The organism is Embleya sp. NPDC008237 (genome assembly GCF_042956465.1).
Classification (GTDB): domain Bacteria; phylum Actinomycetota; class Actinomycetes; order Streptomycetales; family Streptomycetaceae; genus Embleya.
Window position 1 is genome coordinate 218,552 of sequence record NZ_JBIBGL010000014.1, and the last position, 14,715, is coordinate 233,266.

The window sequence follows — 14,715 nt, forward strand, 5'->3', positions numbered from 1 at the left end:
GCCCGCACCGAGCACCAGCACGGTCAGCGCCCGGTCCGGCACCAGCCCGCCCACGAACGGCGACGACGAGCGCCACAACACCGGCAGGTCGTAACCGGCCACCCGCAGCGCCAGCACACCGAGCGCCGGCGCGGCCAACCACGCGCCGCCCACCCGACCCCGGACCAGCAGCACCGCGCCCGCGAACGCGACCGCCGCGGACAACAGTTGCAGCAGATTGCCGGCCAGGAACGCGCCCGCCCAGGCACCGAGACCGCCGGCCCGGGCCGCCGCGACCAGGGCCAGGTGCAGCACGCTCGCCGCCGCGACCACGCCCGCGAGTACGCCGTACCCGCGCAGGGCCCGACGGCGGACCGGCGGCAACCACACCGCGGCGAGCACCACCGACGCGAGTGCGATCGACCCGGCGATGCCCGGCCACGGGCTGGGTCCGGGCACCCAGCGCAGTTCGCCGGTGGCGGCCAGTTCACGGTCGCCGACGCGCATCGGCACGGTCCAGGTGGAGATCCGCTGCGCGCGGTCGGGATCGGCCATCACCCTCGGTGGCAGCCGCTGTTGCACGATCCAGTGCACCCGCTGGTCGTACCAGCGGGCCACCGGCTCGGTGGAGATCCGGTGCCACTGCGGGGCGCCGGTCGGTTGCAGGTTCGACTTCTCGTCGACCGAGCCCCATCGCTCGCTGCTGAGTTGTACGGCTGGCGACTGACGGTTCTCGAACACCCCGCCCCGGCCGATCCGCAGGAACGGCTCGCTCATGTACCCGAGCACGATCACGTCCTGCGGGCCGGTGTTGCGCAGTTCCATCCGCGCGCCGTTCTCGATCACCTTGACCGTCAGGCCCGGGTCGAGCCTGCTCGGCGAGGTCATCACGGTGTGGAAGTTGCTCGGCCCCTGACCGGACAACTCCTGCGCGAACGCGCTGTTCGTCGGGGTCAGGCAGGCCAGCACCGCGACGAACAGCACCACGAGGCGACGTACGTGCCTCACTTGACCTCCACGGGCACCGTCACGGTGACGCGATCGACGTCGGAGGTACGGATCGCGAAGGACAACTCCCAGCGCCCCGCCATCGGCATCGACAGATCGCCGAGCCAGTGTCCGGGACCACCCCGGCGCACCTGCACGTCCGCGCCGTCGATGCCCTTGCCCGGGAGCGCCATCGACACGGTCAGCTCCTCCACCTCACGGATCTGCCCGATCGGATCGGAGAAGTAGAGGTGCAGTTCATTGGGCCCCACCCGGGCCGGGTCGACCGTGACGTCGAGCCTGCCCTTGCCCGCCGCGCCACCGGCGTCGAACGGGACGGTGCGACTGAACGGGCCCGCCGCCTCGGCCTGCTCGCGCTCGTGCGCGGTGCGGCCGGGTTCGGTGTCGGTGAGCACCGTGGTGACCCCCAGCACCGCGATCGCCAGGGCGGCCTCGATCGCGACCGCCTTGCGCAGCACGGCCCATCTCGGGCCGCCCGACGTGCTCTTGCCGGCCGTGCCCTTTCCGAGCGGGGCCTTGCCGGTCGCCTCCAACTGCCGCATCAGCCAGCGCCGGGAGACCCACGCACCGGCCAGCATCAGCAGCACCAGGTCGACCTTGAAGACCAGCAGGAGGCCGAACGTGGTGTCGAACAGCGCTGCGAAGGAACCCACCTGCCGCCAGGCCGCGTACAACCCGGTCGCCACCAGCACGCACACCGAGGCGAACGCGGTCCGGGAGAAGATCCGCACCGTCGGCACGTCCAGGCCCGCCTCCGGCGCCGGGTCGCCCGGGCGCAGGATCAGCGTGACCACGATCGCGAGCCCGCCGAGCCACGTCGACATCGCGAGCAGGTGCAGCGTGTCCGCGGCCATCGCCAGTTCGACCTGTCGGCCCACCGACGCATGGTCGGCGATCGGCCAGGTGACGGCGATCGCGGTGCACAGCACGGCCCAGACGCCGGCCAGGATGTGCCGGGTACGGTCGGCCGCCTGGGCGAGCGAGGCGATCAGCCAGCCGAGCAGTGCGCCGGCCGCGCCGAGCAGCAGCACTCGCACCGCGATCGCCTTGCCCAGCTTGGTGTCCAGCGTCGCGCGCAGCACTTCCGCGTCGAACGCCGAGGACAGGCCCAGGCCGGAGGCGTTCGGACCGTGCAGCATCAGCACCGCGAGCGAGGCCAGCAGCAGCCCGCCCCACGCACCGGACAGCAGCAGCCAGACCCGGAATCGGCCGACCGCGGCCGGCCGGGCGATCAGCAGGAACAGCACCGCGCCGCCGAGCACCGCGAAGGACAGATAGGCGACCCCGGTGGCGGCCTGCTCCGACACGTCGGTCGCGGTGGAACCCTGGTCGGTCAGGTCGGAGACCCGCACACCGCCGGAGGCCTGGCCGATGTTGAAGGTGAACGCGCCCGAGATCGGGTGCGAGTCGGCCGAGACCGCACGCCAGGCGACCGTGTAGGTACCGGTGGGCAGGCCACCGCGCAGTGGGGTGACCACGCTGGTGTCGCCGTCCGGCCCGTGCTTGGTCTGATTGTTGTCGACCCGGGTGCCGGCCGGGTCGAAGACCTTCACTCCGCCGAGGCCGATCTCCACACCCTCGCTGAACCTCAGCGTGACCGTCGCGGGCGCGGTCGACAGGGTCGAACCGGACGCCGGGTTGGACGACTCCAGGACGGCATGCGCCGACGCCGCCCCGGCCCCGCCGAGCACGAGCGCGGCGAGCAGCAGGGGCAGCGCGAGCAGCCACGCGAGCGCACGGCGGCCGGCCCCGCGAACGGCGCGGGCCGCGGCCGGGGGCGGCGCCGAGGCGGCCGCCGGGTCAGTGACCCGCATGGCCCGTGTGGTCCGCGGCGGGGGCGGCCGACGAGGTTTCCGAGCCCGGCGCGGTCCCGCCCGGCGCGGCTGTCCCCGGTGCGGTCGCCGCGGGCGCGCCCGCGGTCGGTGCGTCTCCCGGGCGTTCGGTCACCCCGAGCACGGGCACCTGTACGGTGACCGGCCCGGTGTGCTGGAAGGTCAGCGTCAGCGGCACGGTGTCCCCCTTCTTCACGGCCTTGTTCGGGTTCATGAACATGATGTGGTTGCCGCCGCGGGCCAGCACGCCCTTGCCGTGTGCGGGCACGTCCAGACCCGGAATGTGCTGCATCGAGTTGCCGCCGGTCCGGTGCAGCATCACCTCGCCGGACAGCGGGCTGGTCACCGAGAGCAGCCGGTCGGCGGTGTCGCCGTCGTTCTGCACGATCAGGTAGCCCGCCGCGACGTCCGCCGACGAGGGCTGCGGAATGTACGGGTCGACGATGCGCAGTTGCGGGACGCCCTGGGCGGCGCCCGCGTTCGCCGGCGCGGCGGCCCTGCGGTCGCCGGCGTCGGAGGAGCCGGAGTCGGCGCATGCCACCAGCACGCCGCCGATCCCGAGCGCCAGCACGCCGCCGACGGCGAGCGGTACGGCCTTGCGGGGGAGGGGGAAGAGCTTCACTTCTTGGCGTCCTCGGGGTGGATCAGCAGCGGCAGGTCATGGGCGAAGTCGTCGGAGGAGTTCCCGTTCGGGGTGCCGTCCGGCAGCAGTCCGCTGCTCGCGCTGTACATGACCGGTCCCTCGTTGTTGGGGGCGAAGGCGATCACCTGGGTGCCGTGGGTGCTCACGACCTTGCCGTCCGGGCCGGTGGTCGGCGGCTCGATGGAGACCCCGACCTGGCGCGCGGCGGCCTGGATCCGGTCGAACGGGCCGGTCAGGCCGACGAAGGACTTGTCCAGCGAGTCCAGCCACTCGCGCAGCGCCGCCTGGGTGTCGCGCTCGGGGTCGGTGGTCACGAAGACCACGTCCACGGTGGCCCGGTCCTGCGCGGGCAGCTTGCCGAGCGCCCGGACGATGTCGCCCATGACCGTGGGGCACGCGTCCGGGCAGTGGGTGTAGCCGAAGTACAACAGCGTGGTGCGCCCGGCCGTTTTGGCCCGGAAGTCGTACGGCTGCCCGGAGGTGTCGGTCAGGGTCAGTTCCGGCTTGCTCCACGGCGGGTCGACGGCGATGCCCTTGTACTTGGAGTTCGCCTCGCGCACCTTCACCGGCGAGCCGTTGTCGGACTTGTCGGAGTCACCGCACCCGGTGGCCACGAGCAGCCCGGCCGCGACCAGCGCGGCGAGGCGAAGGCCGGTGCGGCGGGTCCGGCCGAGGGACTGCGTTGCGTTGCTCATCGTTCTCCAGGTCGTTGCTGCCGAGGGCTCGTTCCCGACGCGTTCGGCGTCGGCGCGGGCCCGGTGGCCCGGGTGCGGGCACCGATGGGATCGGTGCGCGCACCCGGGCCGGGAAGTTCGCGCCCGGAGCCGGGGTGAGGGCCCCGGCCCGAAGCGGGACACGAGGATCAGGCGGAGGTGCCCCGACGCGACGCGCGCAGGACGGCGAACACGCCGGCGCCCAGGCCCAGTACGCCGACCACGATGCCGACCACGCCGAGGGTGCGGGCGGTCGAGTCGTCGCTCTTGTCCTCGGCGACCGCGGCGACGGACGCCTTGGCGTCGGTCGAGGGCTTGGCCGACGCGGTGGTCGGCGTCGTGCCGGCGCCCGCCTTGGCGGTGAGCTTGAGGGTCGGCGCCGGGTACTGCGGCTCCTTGCCGTCCGGACCGGCCAGGTCGATCCAGCGCACGACCTCGCCGCTGTCGTAGGTCTGCACGGCCTTGAAGACGAGCTTGTCGGTGTCGGTGGGCAGCTTGCCCATGGACACCTCGAAGTCCTCGAACGTGCCCGGGTTCACCCGGGTGCCGGCGTCCGCGGTCCAGGTGATCTTGGAGACCACCTCGGTGAGCGGCTTGCCGTGGTTGTCGATCGGCGTGGCCAGCTTGGTCTTCTCGACCTCCGCCTTCCAGCCCGGCATCGCCCGGGTCTGCACCGACGTGAGCGGCTTGTCGGCGGGCAGGGTGATCTCGAGCTTGGTGGTCCCCGCGTCGTCGCGCTCGTTGGGGACCCGGAAGGCGACCTTGGCGTAGGAGCCCTGGTCGGCGGTGCCCGGCTGCACGCTCACGTGCGCGGAGGCCGAGCCCGCGAAGAAGAGGATGCCGGCGCCGGCCGTGGCGGCTGCCACGGACAGCCGGCGGCGCGTGGTGGACAGGGTCATGGGGTGTCTGCTCCATGGGTGATCCGGCCGAGGGCACACTGGGTCGGCCTCGGTCCGGGAGGGGACGGCAGGAGGGCGGACACGCGCCACCGCCGATCCGGCACCCGGTCGAGCGGGATCATCCGGGATCAGCAGGCGAGCGCGTACTCCACCGGCGGGCCGCGCCGGGTCACCGCATGCCGAAGCAGCGTCTGATGGGTGGTCAGGTCCGGCTCCGCGCCGGTCCGCCGGGCTCGGCCCGCCGGCTCGGCGACCGGGACCACCACGCCGCACAACACCGCGAGCACCACGCGCAGCGGTGCCGAGGCCAGTTCGATCAGGGCGAACAGCGCGGCTTCGCCGCGCCGCAGCCACCAGCCGGTGAGCAGGGCCGCCACCAGGTGTGCGCACACCATCGCGGTGCCGCCGTCCAGCAGCATCGGCCCGGAGCCGGACATGTGGTGGTGCCCGCTCGGCGCCGGAGCCGGGAACAGCGCGGGGTCCACCCGCGCGCTGCGCACGATCTGCTCGGACGTCCAGCCCGGAGGCAGCAGGATGTGCCCGGCCGAGTCGCGCGGGCCGCACAGCAGTCGGTCCAGCAGGGTGCTCGCCCCCGAGCCGGCGGGGCGGGCCGAGCCGGTGGGCGCGGCGGCGCTCGCGGCCGTGGCGAACAGGGAGTGCAGCGCGAGTTGGCCCATCGCGAGCAGCGCGGTGATCGAGCCGAGGGAGCGCTGCCGACCGGCGCCGGCGAAGGCCGAGACGAACACCACACCGAAACCGGCGACGGGCGCCCACAGCGGCAGCGGCGCGCTCGACATCCAGGCGTGACCGCATGCCGCGAGCGCGGCGCAGACCGCCGCGAACACGGCGGCGCGCACAGCGCGGAAAGGTACGGACACGGCCTGCATGACGCCCCATCGTCTCATCGCACGACGGTCCCCTGTGCCCGGGGCCGGCAATGCCCGCTCGCCGTCCGTCGTCGCCGCCCGCCGGCGTTCCGACACCGCGGGGCGGGCCAGGTGGTGTCCCCGGGATGCGGCCGAACGAATCGTCTTCACGGACTATTGACGACCGATCAAGTGATGTGCGCATACCGAGACCGACCGGCGGCAATAAAACCAGGTGTGTCTCCCCGCCAATGGGGAGAGACCGCCGGATAGAGCCGGACTCCCAGAGAAGTCGAAAGGCCGCTCATGGACATGAGGTGGACTGTCCACCTGCCACGGGATACGGCGAGCGTACCGATGGCGCGCAGGCTTTTGGTCGGCGCCATGGAGACCGCGGGGGTGGATCGAGAGATCGCGATGGAGATCGGCCTCGCGCTGTCCGAGGCGTGCGCGAATGTGGTGGAGCACGCCCGGGGCGGGCCGTATTCGGAATATCAGATTCGTGCCGGTATTACCGGTGATTGTTGTCGGGTCGAGATCATCGACGGCGGCCCGGGTTTTCCCCCCGATCGGCTGCGCGGATCGGCGGTCGCGGTCGGTCCGGGTGCGGAGAACGGCCGAGGATTGATGCTGATCCGGGCGATGACCGACCACGTGCAGCTCAGCAACCATCCCAGGCGCGGTGCGGTGTTGCGCTTCGAGAAGACGCTGCGCTGGCGCAAGGACGCGCTGGTCCCGGTGTCGTAGCCGGTGCGCGAGGGTCCCGGTCGGGGTGCCGGCCGGGCCCGGGCCGAACGGCCTTGCCGGACGGGCTCGTTCCGGCGTAAGGCTACGATCGTGGCAGTGGACCGGGCCGAGGTACGGGAATTGCTCGACCGCGTGGCCGCCGGCGAGGCGGGCGTGGCCGAGGCGCTCGACGCCCTCGTCCGCGGGCCCGCGGCGGGCTTCGCGGACCTGGGATTCGCCCGGGTGGACACCCATCGGGAACTGCGCACCGGAGATCCCGAGGTGGTCTTCGCGGCCGGCAAGACCCCCGAACAGACCGTCGCGCTCTTCCGCCGATTGCGCGAGACGAGTCGCCGGCCCGCACTCGCCACCCGGGCCTCGGCGGCCGTGGTCGAGGCGGTGTACGCGGCGTTTCCCGGCGAGGCCTACACCGACGACGGCGGCACGTGCGTTGCGGTGGGCGCGCCGCCGGCGACCCGCGGCCTGGTCCGGGTGGTCTCCGCGGGCACCTCGGACGTGGCGGTGGCGGGAGAGGCCGCGTTCACCGCGCGCCTGTTCGGCGCCCGGGTGGAGCGGATCGAGGACGTGGGCGTGGCCGGCATCCATCGGCTGCTCGCGGTGCACGCCGAACTCGACGCGGCGGACTGTCTGATCGTGGTCGCCGGTATGGAGGGCGCACTGCCCAGTGTCGTGGCGGGCCTGGTGTCGGTGCCGGTGCTCGCGGTGCCCACCAGCGTGGGCTACGGCGCGTCCTTCGGCGGCCTCGCGGCGCTGCTGGCGATGCTCAACTCGTGCGCGCCCGGAGTCGCGGTGTGCAACATCGACAACGGCTTCGGGGCGGGCGTGTTCGCGGCCCGGGTGGCGCGGCGCGCTCGGTCGGACCGGACCGACGCGACGCCCGATGCCGTAACGCCCGACTCCGTAACGCCTTAACCGACCGAGCGCCGAAGCACGGGAACAGCCAAACGCAAGAATGCGGTCGGTTTCGGTCGCTTCGTCGGTTTCCCGGCAGGACCCCCCGTCGGCTGCGACAGTGGCCGCGACGGGAGGTATCCGCTTGGCCATCGCATGGTTCCAGTGCCAGGCCGGTGCGAGCGGCGACATGCTGCTCGGGGCCCTGATCGACGCCGGCGCCCCGCTGGAGGCCGTCCAGCAAGCCGTCGACGCGGTGGGCGTCGAACCGATTCTGATCACCGTCGAACGCACCGACCGACACGGGATCGCCGCGACCCGTGCCATCGTCAAGACCGTGCACAGCCATGTGCATCGCACCTGGCACGACGTCCGCGACCTGCTCGACCGGGCCGATCTGCCCGAACCCGTGCATGCCCGGGCGCACGACGTGTTCGGCCGACTCGCGCACGCCGAGGCCCGCGCGCACGGATGTCTGCCCGAGGAGGTGCACTTCCACGAGGTCGGCGCGCTGGACGCGATCGCCGACGTGGTCGGCACCTGCACGGCGCTGCACACACTGGGCATCGAGGAGGCGGTCGGCTCGCCGGTCGCGCTGGGCAGCGGCAGCGTCCGGGCCGCGCACGGCGTGTTGCCGGTGCCGGTGCCGGCCGTGCTCGAACTGATGCGGGTGGCCGCCGCCCCGGTGTACGCGGGCCCGGCCCCGTACGAGATGTGCACGCCCACCGGTGCGGCCCTGCTCACCTCGGTGTGCCGGACCTGGGGGCCGATGCCGGCCCTGCGGATCACCGCGGACGGGGCCGGCGCGGGCAGCCGTCGGGTCGAGGAGGTGCCCAACATCGTGCGGGTCGTGCTCGGCGAGCCGTGCGAAGCGCAGCGGATCCAACCGACCGGCGAGGACGTACTGATCGAGACCAACGTGGACGACCTCGACCCGCGTCTGTGGCCGGCGGTGCTGGGCAAACTGCTCGCGATCGGCGCGGGCGACGCGTGGTTGGTGCCGATCCTGATGAAGAAGGGCCGCCCGGCCCACACGCTGTGCGTGCTGGTCCCGGCGGACCGGGTGGACGCCGCGCTGCACACGGTGTTCGTGGAGACCTCGACGATAGGGGCGCGGATCGTGCCGGTGGCCAAGCGAGCGCTGGCCCGCGAGTTCGGCACCGTACGGGTGGAGGGTCTGCCGGTGCGGGTCAAGACCGCGATGTTCGACGGCAGGGTGGTCAACGCCCAGCCGGAGTACGAGGACGTGGCCGCCGTGGCCACGTCGCTGGGCCGACCGGTGAAGGTGGTGATGGGCGCGGCGACCGCGGCGGCGTACGCGGCCGGATTGCTGCCCTGAACATGGCAGCGCGGCGCGCCGCATAGCCTGGGGCGATCATTCGTCCCCGTGTTGGCCGCGTACGTCGAGGAGCAGGCACCCGTGATCGCTCGTCCCCTCCGGTTGCTGCTCGCGCTGCTCACGGCCGTGGTCGCGGTGTCGGCGCTGCCCGGGTCGGCCGGCGCCGCGCCCGCCCGCGACGCCGCCGCCGACCATGTCGTGCTGCTCGGGATCCCGGGCCTGACCTGGGCCGACATCGATGCCGAAGGCACTCCGGGCCTGGCCGCGCTGGCCGGGCACGCGACCTCGGCCGCGATGTCGGTGCGCACCGTGCATGCGCGTGCGTGTCCCGTCGACGGGTGGCTCACCACGGGCGCGGGTGCCCGCTCGACGGATGCCCGGACCGGTGCGCGGAGCGCCGAGCCGTGCGCCGAGCCGGTGCCGCCGACCCTGGCCCCGGACGGCTCGGCGACGGTGCCGAACATGCGCGCGATCGTCGAGCGCAACGAGGACTTCGGCTACAACCCCAGATACGGGCAACTGGCCGGCTCGGTCGCCGAGCACGGGGGGGCGGTCACCTCGGTCGGCCCCGGCGCGGCCTATGCGAGCGCCGACCCGAGCGGTCGGGTGCGCGGTGCCTACCTGTCGGATCCGGCCGCCGTGGACACCGCGCTGATCGAGCGTTCCGCCCTGACCCTGGTCGACCTCGGCGGGCTGACCGGCCCCGGCGTCGACCGCGCCGACCGGCTGCGGGTGGTGGACGCGCAGGTGGCCCGGATCGCCGCCGCGCTGCCGCCGCGCACGCAACTCGTGGTGGCCGGCCTCGCCGACGACACCGGCACCCCGCACCTGCGCGCGCTCCTGGTGAGCGGCCCCGGCACCGCGTCCGGAACGACCTTCGGCTCCGGCTACCTGACCGCCACCTCGACTCGCAACGACGGCCTGGTCCAGCTCACCGACCTGGCCCCGAGCCTGCTTGCGCCGCTGGGCATCGACGCGCCGAGCGCGCTGGTCGGCGCGGTGTACACCCGGGCGGCGGGCCCGTCCGGCGGAGCCGCGATCGACGAGCTGCGCCTGTTCGACGCGGGTGCCCAGGCGTCGCGCACGGTGCGCGAGGCCTGGTACTTCTTCACTTGGCTGACCCTGTTGCCGATCGTCTGCGCGGCGATCGCGCTGTGGCTCGCCGTGCGGTTCGCGCGCGGCGGCCGGACCCGGGCCCGGCGCACGGTGATACGCACCGCGACCGTGATCGGGGTGTTCTTCGGGGCGGTCCCCGGCGGGTCCTTCCTGGTCGGCCTGGTGCCGTGGGAACAGGCCGGCGACCCGGCCTGGACGCTGCTCGGACTCACCGTCGCGTTCGCCGCCGTGCTCGCGGCCCTCGCCCTGCTCGGCCCCTGGCGCAGGCACCCGTACGGCCCGGCGGGCGTGGTCGCCGCGGCCACCGCGGTGATCCTGGCCGGCGACGTGATGGTCGGCTCGCCGCTCCAGATGAACACCCTGTTCGGCTTGTCCCCGCTGGTCGCGGGCCGGTTCTACGGCTTCGGCAACGTCGCCTGGACGATCTTCGCGATGGCCGTGCTGCTCGCCGTCGGGTGGCCGGTGGGCCGGCTGCTCGCCGCCGATCGCCGGCGGGCGGCGATCGTGGTGCTCTCGGCGGTGGGCGCGGTCGCGGTGGTGGCCGACGGATGGCCGGCCTTCGGCAGCGACTTCGGTGGCGTACTGGCGCTGATCCCGGGCCTGGCGGTGCTCGGCCTGCTCCTGACCGGCACCCGGATCTCGTGGGCCAAGGTCGGCTTGGTCGGCCTGGGCGCGGTCGTGGTGATCGGCACCATCGCCGTGCTGGACTGGCGCCGCCCGGCGGCGAGCCGCTCGCACCTGGGCCGGTTCGTCCAGGAGATCCTCGACGGCGACGCGGGCGACACGCTGCACCGCAAGATCATGGGCAACCTGCACTCGTTCACCACGCCGTTCACGCTGATCATCCCGGTCGTGTTCGTGCTGCTCATCCTCGCCGTGCGCGATCCGTCGAAGTGGCGGGCGCCGGCCCTGGCCCGGTCCTTCGAGGCGGTGCCGTGGCTGCGCTCGACGCTGATCGCGTGCTGGCTGACCGCGGTGGTCGGCTACGCGGTGAACGACTCCGGCATCCAGATCCCGGCGGTCGCGCTCACGATCGCGGCGCCGCTGGCGATCGCGGTGATCGCAGCCGTGGCGGCGCCGCGGCCTATCCGGCGGGGGTTCGAGAGTTCGCCGCGGGCGGCCCGCCCGCGCGCCGACTGACCAGCACCACCGCGACCAGGATCGCCGCGCCCGCCCACGGGCCGACGGTGCCGCGCAGGGTGCGCTGGAGGGTGTCCACCGCGTCCGGCAGCGGGATCACCCGGCCGGGGACGTACGCGCACACCAGGAGCGTGCTGCGGGCCAGCAGCAGCCCGTCGAGCGCGGACGGCGCGAGCAGCACGAGCGGCGCCCAGGCCGCGACGTCGTACCAGGGCAGGCTGTACGGCGTGGTCAGCAGCCAGGCCAGGGACAACAGCGCGGCCGCCGCGGCGCTGTCGCGCAGTACGTGTGCCATCGCCGGGGGCCGGGCCCGGGCGGCGGTCCGGGCCAGCAGCCACACCACCAGCGCGGCGAGCAGCCAGCCGAGCAGGCCGATCAGCGAGCGTGCCCCGTCGTGCCCGACGGCCGAGTCCAGCGGACCCAGCACCAGCCGCAGCGGCACCGCGAGCGAGACCAGCCTGGCGTTCTCCCGGAGCTGATCGAACGCGCCGAAGCCGACCGGCAGATAGGCCGCGACGCCGACCACGAGCCCCGCCCCGAGCATCGCGCCGAGCGCGCGCGGCCGCCCGCGCAGGCCCCACGCCAGGGCCAGGACGTACAGCCCGAGGGAGACCTTCGCCGCGCAGGCCAGACCGACCAGGACACCCGCGAGCACGGGGGAGCGGCGCACCGCGACCAGCGCGCCCACCGCGAACACCAGCGCGAACGCGTCCAGATGGCCGGCGCCCACCGCCACGAACAGCAGCAGCGGATTGAGCGACCACAGGATCGCCACCCGGGCCCGGGCGACCCGATCCGGGCCGGCCGCACGCTGGAGCAGCAGCCCGGTGAGCACGAACGCGGCTGCTCCGAGCAGGGTCAGCACCAGCACGATCTGGTGCACCGAGGTGCCGCCGAGCCGGGCCGCGAGCCACTGCTCCGCGGTGGCCACCGGCCCGTACACCGACGGCACGTCGGTCCACGGCGCCTCGACCGCGATGCCGACCGGATCCCCGTCCCGCACCAGGGCCGCGGCGGTGTCCCGGTAGGGGTCGCCGCCGGTGGCCGCCAGGCGCCCGTAGGCGGCGTAGACGAGGTGGTCGGCCGAGCCCATCGGCGGCACGCACACCACCGCGAGCGCGGCGAGTGCGCCGCCGAGGGTGAGCCGACCCGGATCCGGGGCCCAGCCTCGACCCAGTTCGCGCAGCGCCAGCGCGAGGCCGATCGCGCCCACCAGGGCCGCCGCGAGCAGCAGGCCGGTCACCAACCCCGCGGCGGGGTGGGCCGTGAAGTGATACGGCGGCAACCAGGACGGCCCGCCCGGCAACGGCGGCTGGGCGGCCGAGGGCCCGAGCAGGCCGGTCAGCACGACCAGGGCGATCGCCAGCGCGCACAGGCCGAGCGCGAGCGTCCCAAACGGATGTTCCACGTGAAACATCGACGGGCGACGCGCCGCGGCGGGCCGGACCGCCACCGGTTCAGCCACGCCCACGGATCGCCCCGGGCAGCGCCCCGGCCGCGCCTCGCTCGGCCAGGGCCCGGGCCACATGCGCGTACTGCCGGGCCCGATGGCGCTGCGCGGCGAAGTCCGTGCCGGTCACCCGGTGGTGCAATGCGACCTCGACCTCCTCGACCGGGAAACCCTGGCGGACCAGGTCGATGGTCAGCCCGGTCTCCACGCCGAAGCCGGCCGCGAGCGGCAGTGCCGCCTCGAACGCGGCGCGGGTCAGACAGCGCTGGCCGGAAAGCGGCTGCGTCGCGGTGAAGCCGGAGGCCCGGGCGATGCCGTCCCGGGCGGCCCGGACCACGAACCCGTGTCCGCCACCGGCACGCAGCTGGGGCGGCAACACCGCGATGGTCATCGCCGCCGTCCCGGACCGTACCGGGTCGATCAGCGGCGCCGCGGCGGTGGCGGTGTGCTCCAGGTCGGCGTCCAGGAACAGCAGGTGGCGCGGTTGTTCCCGGCCCTCGCGCAGGTCGATCGCGGCGACCACGGCGGCGCCGGTCTCCATCGCGCCGGCCTTGCCGCGATTGCGCCCGTGGCGCACCGGCACCGCACCCGCCGCCCGTGCCGCGGCGGCGGTGTCGTCCCGCGAACCGTCGTCCACCACCACCACGAGGTCCACGCCGGCGATCGATCGCGCCGCCTCGACCGTGGCCGAAATTCGTTGTGCTTCGTCGTATGCCGGGATCACCACGGCCGTGTCGCCGGTCGGTGTGCCGGTCGTGTGCTCCGCCATGGCGTGATCCTACGAGCCGATCGAGGTGCCTCGAATGCCGCCGGGTTCCACCCGTCCTGCCCAACGGCGCGGCGCGGCGGCGTGAAGGTCACCGGCGTTGGGGGTACAACGGAAGGGAGCCACATCGCGGGTATGCTCCAGGATCCTGTGATCGCGGTCTCGTGAGATCTGCGGAACCTCCGAGGGCCGGCCGTTCGTCGTCCTCGGTGAGGAGTGCTGGAATAGGCGCGGCGTCGCATCGGACGCGGTGTCGCCCCAGGCAGAGACCAACAGACCCAACCGCAGCGCAAACCGCAGCAATGGATGGCACAACGGTCCGCTCGGGAGCCCCCATCTCCCGCCCGAGGCCCGATTCGCGAGGGCAACACCCGTACCGGGCGCCGTAATTCGCCACCCCTGCGCCACCTCGCGCCATGTGCCGCCAAGCGGCCTCGTCATGGTCGGCTGCGGAGTACCTGAGTATCACGCATAGTGCTTCCACGTTCACGGAAAGGAACGAGCGCATGCTGCGCGAGATCCTCGGAAGACGACGGAGGGAACGCACCGCATTGATGTCGGCTGTGCTGACGTGTGCGAGATGGCGCTGGCCGGTGGTTCCCGGCGTCGGATACGACCGCTGGTCGGGCGTGTGTCGTTGTGGTGCTACCGAATGTCGCGTGCCGGGCGCCCATCCGGGTGAACCTCCCCTGCTCGCGGCCACATGTGACGAACGCATGGCGCGCTGGTGGTGGCAACAGACCCCCGACGCGTCGGTGATCCTGGCGACGGGTGGGCGGGTGGCGGCATTGAGCGTGCCGTCGGAAGCCGGTGCCCGCTCGCTCGACCAACTCGCCCGGCTCGGTGTGCGTACCGGTCCGGTCGTCGCCGCGCCGGGCCGCTACGCGTTCCTGGTCGAGCCATACGAGTTGGGCGAACTGGGTGAGTTGCTGGACCGATACGGCCTCGATCGGTACGGCACGGTGCCCTCGACCCTGCGCTTCCACGGCGACGGCGGCTATCTCGCGCTGCCGCCGTCCCGGGTGCAGGGCGGTCTGCTGCGCTGGGCCAGGCCACCGGCGCCCTCCGGGGATCCGACGGCCGGCGGGCCGTGGTTGCCGGGCGTGGCCGACCTGGTCCGCACGCTCGTGGACACCTGCCAACACGCCGAGCCCAGAGCCTGATCGAGGCGCGCCGTCACGCGATGGAGTGATCGTTGTGGCGTAACCGCAACATGTGGTGATCGCTGCACGTAGTGGCGGCGCGATAGGCTCGGCGAGCCGATCATTCCGGCCCCGTTCCGCACCCGAATCCCGCTCGTCGGGACGCGTGTGGAAGGGGGCTTCG

At 73.4% G+C, this 14,715-nt stretch carries 12 protein-coding genes; 5 read left to right on the forward strand and 7 right to left on the reverse strand.

Annotation, left to right across the window (positions count from 1 at the left end):
• Positions 1–983 precede the first annotated feature (983 nt).
• The 5 genes from ACFZBU_RS32820 to ACFZBU_RS32840 all read right to left on the reverse strand — a co-directional run bounded on the left by ACFZBU_RS32820 (position 984) and on the right by ACFZBU_RS32840 (position 5,931).
• Positions 984–2,801, reverse strand: coding sequence for a copper resistance protein CopC (locus ACFZBU_RS32820; RefSeq protein ID WP_391587330.1), 1,818 nt, complete (start codon positions 2,799–2,801; stop codon positions 984–986).
• Positions 2,788–3,441 (reverse strand): copper chaperone PCu(A)C, encoded by a 654-nt coding sequence (locus ACFZBU_RS32825; protein ID WP_391587331.1) that lies wholly within the window; start codon positions 3,439–3,441, stop codon positions 2,788–2,790. Before ACFZBU_RS32825 ends, ACFZBU_RS32820 begins: the two co-directional genes overlap by 14 nt.
• Complete coding sequence (locus ACFZBU_RS32830; protein ID WP_391587332.1) at positions 3,438–4,157, reverse strand: SCO family protein; 720 nt, start codon at positions 4,155–4,157, stop codon at positions 3,438–3,440. Before ACFZBU_RS32830 ends, ACFZBU_RS32825 begins: the two co-directional genes overlap by 4 nt.
• A gap of 167 nt (positions 4,158–4,324) precedes the next feature.
• Positions 4,325–5,074, reverse strand: coding sequence for a YcnI family protein (locus tag ACFZBU_RS32835; RefSeq protein WP_391587333.1), 750 nt, complete (start codon positions 5,072–5,074; stop codon positions 4,325–4,327).
• 128 nt (positions 5,075–5,202) lie between these two features.
• Positions 5,203–5,931 (reverse strand): hypothetical protein, encoded by a 729-nt coding sequence (locus ACFZBU_RS32840; RefSeq protein WP_391587334.1) that lies wholly within the window; start codon positions 5,929–5,931, stop codon positions 5,203–5,205.
• Between the two features lie 315 nt (positions 5,932–6,246).
• Here ACFZBU_RS32840 and ACFZBU_RS32845 point away from each other — a divergent pair, with 315 nt between their 5' ends.
• The 4 genes from ACFZBU_RS32845 (at position 6,247) to ACFZBU_RS32860 (ending at position 11,173) form a co-directional block, all read left to right on the forward strand.
• Complete coding sequence (locus tag ACFZBU_RS32845) at positions 6,247–6,687, forward strand: ATP-binding protein (protein WP_391587335.1); 441 nt, start codon at positions 6,247–6,249, stop codon at positions 6,685–6,687.
• Positions 6,688–6,783: 96 nt separating this feature from the next.
• On the forward strand, positions 6,784–7,599 hold the full coding sequence (larB, locus tag ACFZBU_RS32850) for a nickel pincer cofactor biosynthesis protein LarB (protein ID WP_391587411.1): 816 nt from the start codon (positions 6,784–6,786) through the stop codon (positions 7,597–7,599).
• A gap of 124 nt (positions 7,600–7,723) precedes the next feature.
• Positions 7,724–8,917 carry a nickel pincer cofactor biosynthesis protein LarC gene (gene larC / locus ACFZBU_RS32855; protein ID WP_391587336.1) on the forward strand — a complete coding sequence of 398 codons (1,194 nt, stop codon included), beginning with the start codon at positions 7,724–7,726 and terminating at the stop codon, positions 8,915–8,917.
• An 81-nt stretch (positions 8,918–8,998) separates the two neighbouring features.
• The gene (locus ACFZBU_RS32860; RefSeq protein ID WP_391587337.1) at positions 8,999–11,173 is read left to right on the forward strand and encodes a hypothetical protein; all 2,175 of its coding nucleotides are present in this window, start codon (positions 8,999–9,001) and stop codon (positions 11,171–11,173) included.
• Here ACFZBU_RS32860 and ACFZBU_RS32865 read toward each other — a convergent pair.
• Positions 11,118–12,581, reverse strand: a complete 1,464-nt coding sequence (locus tag ACFZBU_RS32865; RefSeq protein WP_391587338.1) for a glycosyltransferase 87 family protein — start codon at positions 12,579–12,581, stop codon at positions 11,118–11,120. The two genes, ACFZBU_RS32860 and ACFZBU_RS32865, sit on opposite strands and share 56 nt — an antisense overlap.
• A gap of 49 nt (positions 12,582–12,630) precedes the next feature.
• Positions 12,631–13,392, reverse strand: a complete 762-nt coding sequence (locus ACFZBU_RS32870; RefSeq protein ID WP_391587339.1) for a glycosyltransferase family 2 protein — start codon at positions 13,390–13,392, stop codon at positions 12,631–12,633.
• A 551-nt stretch (positions 13,393–13,943) separates the two neighbouring features.
• Between ACFZBU_RS32870 and ACFZBU_RS32875 the strand changes: the two genes are divergently transcribed.
• Positions 13,944–14,552 carry a bifunctional DNA primase/polymerase gene (locus ACFZBU_RS32875; RefSeq protein WP_391587412.1) on the forward strand — a complete coding sequence of 203 codons (609 nt, stop codon included), beginning with the start codon at positions 13,944–13,946 and terminating at the stop codon, positions 14,550–14,552.
• Positions 14,553–14,715: the final 163 nt, after the last annotated feature.

Bases quoted from the DNA above. Each gene is read 5' to 3' on its own strand.
- ACFZBU_RS32820 (WP_391587330.1), bottom strand. From the start codon at position 2,801: ATGCGGGTCACTGACCCGGCGGCCGCCTCGGCGCCGCCCCCGGCCGCG.
- ACFZBU_RS32830 (WP_391587332.1), bottom strand. From the start codon at position 4,157: ATGAGCAACGCAACGCAGTCCCTCGGCCGGACCCGCCGCACCGGCCTT.
- ACFZBU_RS32835 (WP_391587333.1), bottom strand. From the start codon at position 5,074: ATGACCCTGTCCACCACGCGCCGCCGGCTGTCCGTGGCAGCCGCCACG.
- ACFZBU_RS32845 (WP_391587335.1), top strand. From the start codon at position 6,247: ATGGACATGAGGTGGACTGTCCACCTGCCACGGGATACGGCGAGCGTA.
- ACFZBU_RS32870 (WP_391587339.1), bottom strand. From the start codon at position 13,392: ATGGCGGAGCACACGACCGGCACACCGACCGGCGACACGGCCGTGGTG.
- ACFZBU_RS32875 (WP_391587412.1), top strand. From the start codon at position 13,944: ATGTCGGCTGTGCTGACGTGTGCGAGATGGCGCTGGCCGGTGGTTCCC.